This window comes from Trebonia sp. (assembly GCF_049794275.1).
In the GTDB taxonomy this organism is placed as follows: domain Bacteria; phylum Actinomycetota; class Actinomycetes; order Streptosporangiales; family Streptosporangiaceae; genus Trebonia.
Genome location: NZ_JBARCR010000183.1, coordinates 1 through 6,902, shown reverse-complemented (window position 1 = coordinate 6,902; position 6,902 = coordinate 1). Strand labels below are relative to the sequence as shown.

At 70.4% G+C, this 6,902-nt stretch carries 8 protein-coding genes; 4 read left to right on the top strand and 4 right to left on the bottom strand.

The window, feature by feature from the left end:
• On the bottom strand, positions 1 to 757 hold a 757-nt coding region (locus WA805_RS05280; RefSeq protein ID WP_425241783.1), incomplete at its 3' end, for an MFS transporter.
• Positions 757 to 1,422: a TetR family transcriptional regulator gene (locus WA805_RS05275; protein WP_422288193.1), complete on the bottom strand. Its 666-nt coding sequence runs from the start codon at positions 1,420 to 1,422 to the stop codon at positions 757 to 759. The genes WA805_RS05280 and WA805_RS05275, both read right to left, overlap by 1 nt.
• Positions 1,423 to 1,590: 168 nt before the next feature.
• On the opposite strand from WA805_RS05275, the gene WA805_RS05270 reads away from it, so the two are divergent.
• Positions 1,591 to 2,226 carry a carboxymuconolactone decarboxylase family protein gene (locus WA805_RS05270; protein WP_422339853.1) on the top strand — a complete coding sequence of 212 codons (636 nt, stop codon included), beginning with the start codon at positions 1,591 to 1,593 and terminating at the stop codon, positions 2,224 to 2,226.
• Positions 2,227 to 2,240: 14 nt separating this feature from the next.
• Here the strand turns inward: WA805_RS05270 and WA805_RS05265 are convergent, their stop codons facing one another.
• Positions 2,241 to 3,110, bottom strand: coding sequence for an alpha/beta fold hydrolase (locus tag WA805_RS05265; RefSeq protein WP_425241782.1), 870 nt, complete (start codon positions 3,108 to 3,110; stop codon positions 2,241 to 2,243).
• A gap of 173 nt (positions 3,111 to 3,283) precedes the next feature.
• Between WA805_RS05265 and WA805_RS05260 the strand changes: the two genes are divergently transcribed.
• The gene (locus WA805_RS05260; RefSeq protein WP_422288189.1) at positions 3,284 to 4,483 is read left to right on the top strand and encodes an FAD-dependent monooxygenase; all 1,200 of its coding nucleotides are present in this window, start codon (positions 3,284 to 3,286) and stop codon (positions 4,481 to 4,483) included.
• 30 nt (positions 4,484 to 4,513) lie between these two features.
• On the opposite strand, the gene WA805_RS05255 is transcribed toward WA805_RS05260, so the two are convergent.
• On the bottom strand, positions 4,514 to 4,933 hold the full coding sequence (locus WA805_RS05255; protein ID WP_422288188.1) for a hypothetical protein: 420 nt from the start codon (positions 4,931 to 4,933) through the stop codon (positions 4,514 to 4,516).
• A 141-nt stretch (positions 4,934 to 5,074) separates the two neighbouring features.
• Here WA805_RS05255 and WA805_RS05250 point away from each other — a divergent pair, with 141 nt between their 5' ends.
• Together WA805_RS05250 and WA805_RS05245 are read left to right on the top strand one after the other, a co-directional pair.
• On the top strand, positions 5,075 to 5,608 hold the full coding sequence (locus tag WA805_RS05250) for an ABATE domain-containing protein (protein WP_422288186.1): 534 nt from the start codon (positions 5,075 to 5,077) through the stop codon (positions 5,606 to 5,608).
• 87 nt (positions 5,609 to 5,695) lie between these two features.
• Positions 5,696 to 6,553, top strand: coding sequence for an LLM class F420-dependent oxidoreductase (locus WA805_RS05245; protein ID WP_422326551.1), 858 nt, complete (start codon positions 5,696 to 5,698; stop codon positions 6,551 to 6,553).
• The last annotated feature ends 349 nt before the right edge of the window (positions 6,554 to 6,902 follow it).

Sequence of the window (6,902 nt, the reverse complement as noted above, 5' to 3'; positions counted from 1 at the left end):
CTACGACACCCAGGCCGATGATCGTCGGCGAGCCCCACGCATACTGGCTGCCGCCCCAGGTCGCGAGCAGGATCAGGGCCCCGACGCAGCCGCTGAGCAGCCCCGCGCCGACGTAGTCGATCTGGTGGCTGCGATGTGGCGTGTGCAGATGCAACCGCGTGATGACGATTGCGATCGCGACCACGCCGATCGGCACATTGACGTAGAACACCCAGCGCCACGAGAGATTCTCGACGAGGAAGCCTCCGAGCAGCGGCCCGGCGACCGAGGCGACCGCGAACACCGAGCCGATCAGCCCCATGTACCGGCCCCGTTCGCGAGGCGGAACGATGTCACCGATGATCGCCTGAGCGCCGACCATCAGACCGCCGGCGCCGACCCCCTGCAGTGCGCGGAAGCCGATCAGCTGATCCATCGACTGGCTCAGCCCGGCGAGGATCGACCCGCCCAGGAAGATCACGATCGCGGCCAGGAACATCGGCTTGCGCCCATGCGTGTCACCCAGCTTGCCGTACAGGGGCGTCGAGATCGTCGCCGCCAGTAGGTACGCGGTCACCACCCACGTCAGATGGCTGAGGCCGCCGAGGTCGCCGACGATCGTCGGCAGCGCCGTGGACACGATCGTCTGGTCCAGCGCGGCCAGGAACATACCGCACATAAGCGCGCCGATGATAAGCAGGATGCGGCGGCGGCCGAGCCCTGGCATGGCGCCGTCGTCGGCTCCGGGCTGAGCGGGCGCGGGTGTCGCGGTGGCCATCAGTTTTGGTCCTTCCCAGAAGTCATGTCGCGCAGCGCGCTGTGTTCCGGCAGCCCGTCGGCGAGTGCCCGGAATGCCTGGTCGATGAGCTGGCCGAGGTAAGCGGTCCCGCCGGAGCCGGCCCAGAACGCGACGCAGGCGCGCATCACGCCGACGGCCGCGGCGGCCACCACCGACGGATAGGGGTCGGTTTCCACATCCGCGCCGATGCGCGCGGCCAGCCCTTCGGCGATGGCCCGCTCGATCCTCGCCATCTGCGCCGCGTGCGCGGCGCGCACGTGCGGGTCGTTGCGCGCGACCTTCATCCGGCGCAGCCAGTCCGCCGGATCATCGCCGAGCGACCGCAGCTCATCGGCCATGTCCTGGGCGTCCTGCGCCAGCACCGTGCGCAGCACCTCCAGCGCAGGCTCGCCAGGCGCCTGGTACGCGACGCGGTTGCGCAGCCCGGCCGCCCGGTCCGGATCGTGGCCGCCGAACAGCGCGGCTTCCTTGGACGGGAAGTAGTTGAAGAACGTGCGCGGCGACACGTCCGCCGCGGCGGCGATGTCCTCCACGGTGACGTTCGCCATGCCGTGCTCGGCCACCAGGTGCAGCGCGGCCGCGCGCAGCTGCCGACGGGTGGCCAGCTTCTTGCGCTCGCGCAGCGACACAACGGGAGTGGTCATGGTGTCTCACTCACTAAAAGTTGCACTCAGGGCATCTTTACAGAGCATGCAACGATGGCACGCTCCGGGTTTGTTCCTGGGAGCTCGCGGGAGGAGCCCGCGCCGGCTGTCACACCGGCACGCCGCCGGCCGTCATGCTGGATAGGCGATACAACAGGAGGTAGTCCGATGGCACGAATTCCGGGCGTCCCACGGGAGAAGGCGGGTCCCATGGTGAAGCTCGTCTACATCTTCATGGGCAGGGGCATGAAGAAGATGACCGGGCGCGCACCCGCGCGCGGCAGCGGTATCGAGCCGGTCGAGATCTGGGCGTACCAGCCGAAGATGCTGTCCGGCATGGGCAAGTTCCAGCAGGCGGTCCGCAAGGGGCACAGCGTCGACGAGCGGCTCAAGAACCTGATCGAGCTGAAGGGCGCGCAGATGATCGGCTGCGAGTTCTGCGTAGACCTCGGCTCGCAGATCTGCCGCAACTCAGGCTTCTCCGAGGAGGAGCTGCTCGCCTTGCCGCGGTACCGGCAAAGCGACCTGTTCACCGAGCGGGAAAAGACGGCGCTCGACTACGCGGCCGGCGTGATGCGCACCCCGGTCGACGTGAGCGACGAGCTGTTCGCGCGGATGAGGGAGCACTTCAGCGCCGCGCAACTCGTCGAGATCACCGCTCTGCTGACGGTAGTCAACCTGGACAGGCTGAACGCCGCCTTCGGCATCGGCTCGGCCGGTTTCAGCGAGGGGATGGTCTGCGTGCCGCCCGACCGGCCCGACCGGCCCGGGCGCCCGGCATCGGCCTCCGCGGCGAACGCCTGACCGCGAGCGGGCCGTCAGTTGTCGAGGACGTCGCGCAGGACGACGGCGAAGGCGTCCGGCTTCCCGCCCATGGGCCCGTACTCGTCGCCGAGGAACCCGCCGTGGCCGCCGGGGAACGTGACGGGCGTGGTGTCCAGCCGGCTCGCGACCCCTACGGATGTGCGGCCGGTGATCAGCTGCGCGGAGTCCTCGCCGACTCCGATCACGACCCGGGTTGACGCCGCACGCAGGGCGTCGAAGTCGTGCTCGTAGTGGGTGCAGGTGATGATGTTGTGCCGGAGCAGCGGGTCGTCGCGGGAGCCGTCGTCCTCGGACGGCAGGCCGAAGGCGGCGGGGTCGGGCGCGGGCCGGTCCAGGTAGTCGGGGCCGATCAGGCCCTCGTGGCTGACGAGCGCGATGAACTTGGCCATGGCAGGCCCGAAGCCGCTGCGCAGGTACGTCTGCCGGATGTCCTCGTTGACGGCAAACGCCGGTCCGCTGTCCGGCGCTTCGCGGATCGCGGGCGGCTCATGCGCGACGAGCTTGCGGACCTGCTCCGGGTGCCTGGCGACCAGGGCCAGCGCGTTGACCGCCCCGCCGCTGCTCGCGAAGACGTCCACCGGGTCGGCGTCCAGCCCGGCGATCAGCCGGTGCAGGTCATCGGCGTGCTCGTCAGGAGTGGTCTCCAGGGCGCCGTCCGTGCGCTTGCTGCGGCCCGAGCTCCTGGGGTCATAGGTGACGACCGTGCGGTCGGTGAAGTGCCCGGCCAGGGTGGCGAAGCCGTCGGCACCCATGGGCGATCCGATCATCAGCAGGACCGGATGACGGCTCGACCCGGCGCTCCTGACGTCATAGTGCAGCACAGCACCCGGCACGGTCAGGGTGCTGGTCTTCGGCTCGGTCATCGGTTCGCCCTTTCCGCGAGTGAGCTGTCCCTGTGAGGACGAACGGAAGAGGACAGAATCATCGCGCGGAGCGCTCAGCGGCAGGCCGTAAAAACCCGGGGGCAGGGCGGTTTTGCGAGTTGGCCGTCATAGGTCACGATGGAAGACAGGACAACCAGGAGGGAGCCGGCTCAGTGCCACGTGTCGCGATCATCGGAGGAGGCATCGGCGGCCTGACGGCGGCGAACGCGCTGTCGCAGGCGGGCATCGAGGTAGCGGTCTACGAGGCGGCCGCGGAACTCAGGGAGATCGGCGCCGGCGTCGCCCTGCACGCCAACGCGATGCGGGTGCTGCGGGGCATCGGCGTGGAAGACGGCGTCCGCAAGGTCGCGGGCCGGTCGGAGTGGGCGGTCACCCGCAACGGGAAGACCGGCCGGGTCATCTCCAGGACCAGCCGCAAGCAGCAGGCCACCGCGTTCGGCCTGCAGAGCGCGACAGTGCACCGGGCCGACCTCCTCGACGTCCTCGCCGACGCGCTGCCGCCTGGCCTGGTGACGCTGGGCAAGAGGTGCACGCGCGTAGAGCCGGACGGCGCCACGGCGGTCGCGCGCTTCGCGGACGGCAGCGAGATCGAGGCCGACGTCATCATCGGCGCCGACGGCATCCATTCGGCGGTGCGCACCTCGCTGTTCGGCCCGGACGACCCCCGGTTCACCGGGAAGATCTGCTACCGCAGCGTGATCCCGACGGCGGCCGTCTCCGGCAGCAGCCCGTCGGCCGACAACGGCCAGTGGCTCGGCCCGCACGGCACGATCGTGCTGTACCCGCTGCGCGGCGAAGAGCTGATCAACGTCGTCTGCCACTACGACGACGATGGCTACCGGCACGAGTCGTGGATCACCGAATGCAGCCGCGAGGAGGTGCTCGAGCGGTACGCCGGCTGGCACGAGTCGCTGCTCCGCCTCTTCGCCGCAGGGAACACCTGGTACAAGTGGGCCCTGTACGATCGCGACCCGATCCCGCGGTGGACCCGCGGCCGGGTCACGCTGCTCGGCGACGCCGCGCACCCGATGCTGCCCTACCTCGGGCAGGGCGCCTGCCAGGCGCTCGAGGACGGCGCGGTGCTGGCCACCGCCCTCACCGCGGAGGCCGCCGACCCGCTCACCGGGCTGGACAGGTACGAGCGCACCCGGCGGCCGAGGGCGAGCCGGGTGGTGCTCACCGCGCGCGAGCGGGGACTGAGCAACCACCTGGCGTCGCCCTGGGCGACCATGCGGCGGGATCTGCTGATCGCGATGCGGCGGCGGCTCAACCGGCGCGACCCGGAGGGCCGCGGCGCGGGCTGGCTCGCCGAGTACGACGCGACCTCGCCCGACGTGCTCGCCGCCCCGTAGGACCCGGCTGCCCTGGTGCGGCGGGGTCCGCTACCGGTCGGTGAGATCGTCGAGGACGAGGCCGAGGCCGATGCCCACCAGCCACACGTCCTTGGCCAGGGTGATCCCCTGCTGAGTCGGGAAGGGGCTGCCCTTCTTGCGCATGCCGGGCGTCCTAACGTACAAGCCCAGCAGGCCGCTGGAGAAGGCCGTCAGCCCAGCACCGGCCAGCGCGGCCGGCACCACGGGCACGAGCAGCGCGGTGCCGAGCGCGATCTCGGACACCGCCAGCATGCGGACGAACTGGGCTGGCTTGAGCTTCTTCAGGAACGGATAGGTGCCGGAGGCGAATCCGTGCAGGCGCTCGGCGGTCTCCTCATCGGCCGACAGCTTGCCGATGCCCGAGTCGAGGATGATCGCCGCGGCGGCCACCCTCTGTGGAAGGTGCCGTGCCTTCACTGAGATTCCCATGTCTTCCCCTACGCAGTGGTGTAGATGAGGTGATAAAGCCCTCCTGGGCTTCACGGGACGCTTCCCGCGCCTACATTCTTGATACATCATCCACCTAACTGACGGCTGTCCAGGCCTGGCCCGGCTAGTTACGATCGAATCGTGCCCGGTCCTGAGACGCCCGCCGACGGCGGTACGCCCGCTCCTGCTCCTCTGGACCGTGTCCAGGCGCTCGCTAACACGCTGGGCGCCGACTGGGACACCGATTTGCTGCGCACCCGCGAGGACGCGACCGGCTGGCTCCGCGCCGTAGCGCTGCTGCCCCCGGAGGCAGGCCTCAGCAACTCGGAACACGGCGCCCTGCTGCGGCTGCGCGAGTCGCTCAGGGATGTCCTCGCGGCCCACACCGACGGCCACCAGGACGCCACGGCCGCGGAGCGCCTGTCCAGGGCGCTCGCGGACGGCCGCATCATTGTCACCGTGAACCCGGCGAGCGCCATCCGGCTGGCCAGCGCGGCCAGGGCCAGCTATTCCGGCCTGGTGGCCATCGTGGCGGTCGCCATCGCGGACTCCGCCGCCGCCGGCACGTGGCTCCGGCTCAAGTCCTGCTCCGTCGCCGGGTGCGGCGCGGCCTTCTATGACGACTCTGCCGCGGCCACGGCCACCCGGTGCGCGGCGCATGCCGCGGGGGCCTAAGCCGCCGCCCCCGGCACGGGGCCCGATGGCGATGTAGCAGACTGCTGTCCGGAGCGACGCCACAACGGACAACGGACAAGGAGACGCATGGAACTGGGCCTGCACATCGCCGACTTCACCTGGAGCGGCGGGGCGCCCGTCCTCGGACGGACCCTGGCGAGCCACGCGAGGAATGCCGAGGCGGCGGGCATCACGCGGATCACCGTCATGGACCACTTCTGGCAGCTCCGCGGGATAGGGCCCGTCGAGCACGAGATGCTCGAGGCGTACGCGGCGCTCTCCTTCCTTGCCGCGCACACTGAACGGGTGCAGCTGCACGCGCTCGTCACCGGCGTCATCTACCGCGAGCCCGCCCTGCTGGCCAAGCAGGTCACGACCCTCGACGTGCTCTCGGAGGGCCGGGCGGGCCTCGGCATCGGCGCGGCCTGGAACGTGGAGGAGTCCGAGGGGCTCGGGTTCCGCTTCCCGCCGGTCGCCGAGCGCTTCGAGCGGCTGGAGGAGACGATCCAGATCTGCCTGCAAATGTGGTCGGACTCCGAGGCGCCGTTCGACGGCAAGCACTACCACCTCGGCCGGACCCTGAACTCGCCGCAGAGCCTCCAGCGCCCGCGCCCGTACCTGATGATCGGCGGCGGCGGGGAGAAGAAGACCCTGCGGCTCGTCGCCACGTACGCCGACGCCTGCAACATCTCCGCGAGCCCCGAGGCCGGCCACAAGCTGGACGTGCTCAGGCAGCACTGCGAGGACGTCGGCCGGGACTACGAACAGGTCGAGAAGACGACCATGATCATCATCGACCCGGCCACGACCAGCGACGACATCGTCCGCACCGCCTCGGGCCTGCGTGACCTCGGGTTCACCGCGGCCTACATCGCCGCGAAAGGCATCACCGAGCCCGCCAGGGTCATCGACCTGCTGGCCGCGGCGCTGCCCGAACTCGGGTGAGCTAGCTCCGGCTTCTTCCCGGGGCGTAACGAACCGGCGTGTCGCGCCGTTCACGTTTCAGACGGCTGTGACGGGAAAGACCGGTGTGCAATTTGCGGCGGTGCGGGGAGAGAAGCCCGTAGGGCAGCTCAGCGGACGAATGTGAGGTACTGCGATGGACACTTCCGGTAGCCCGCGCCCCCGGCCCGCGAGCACGGACACCGCGGAGCCTTACCCGCGGACCGGTCCCATGAGGAGGATGCCTCGGTTCACCCCCAGGCACGACCCCGCCTCCGCCGGCTACGGCCCGGCCGCGGACTCCCCCGCTCCGCCGCTCCTCCGGCGGCCTCCCGCCAGGCCAGCGCCCCCC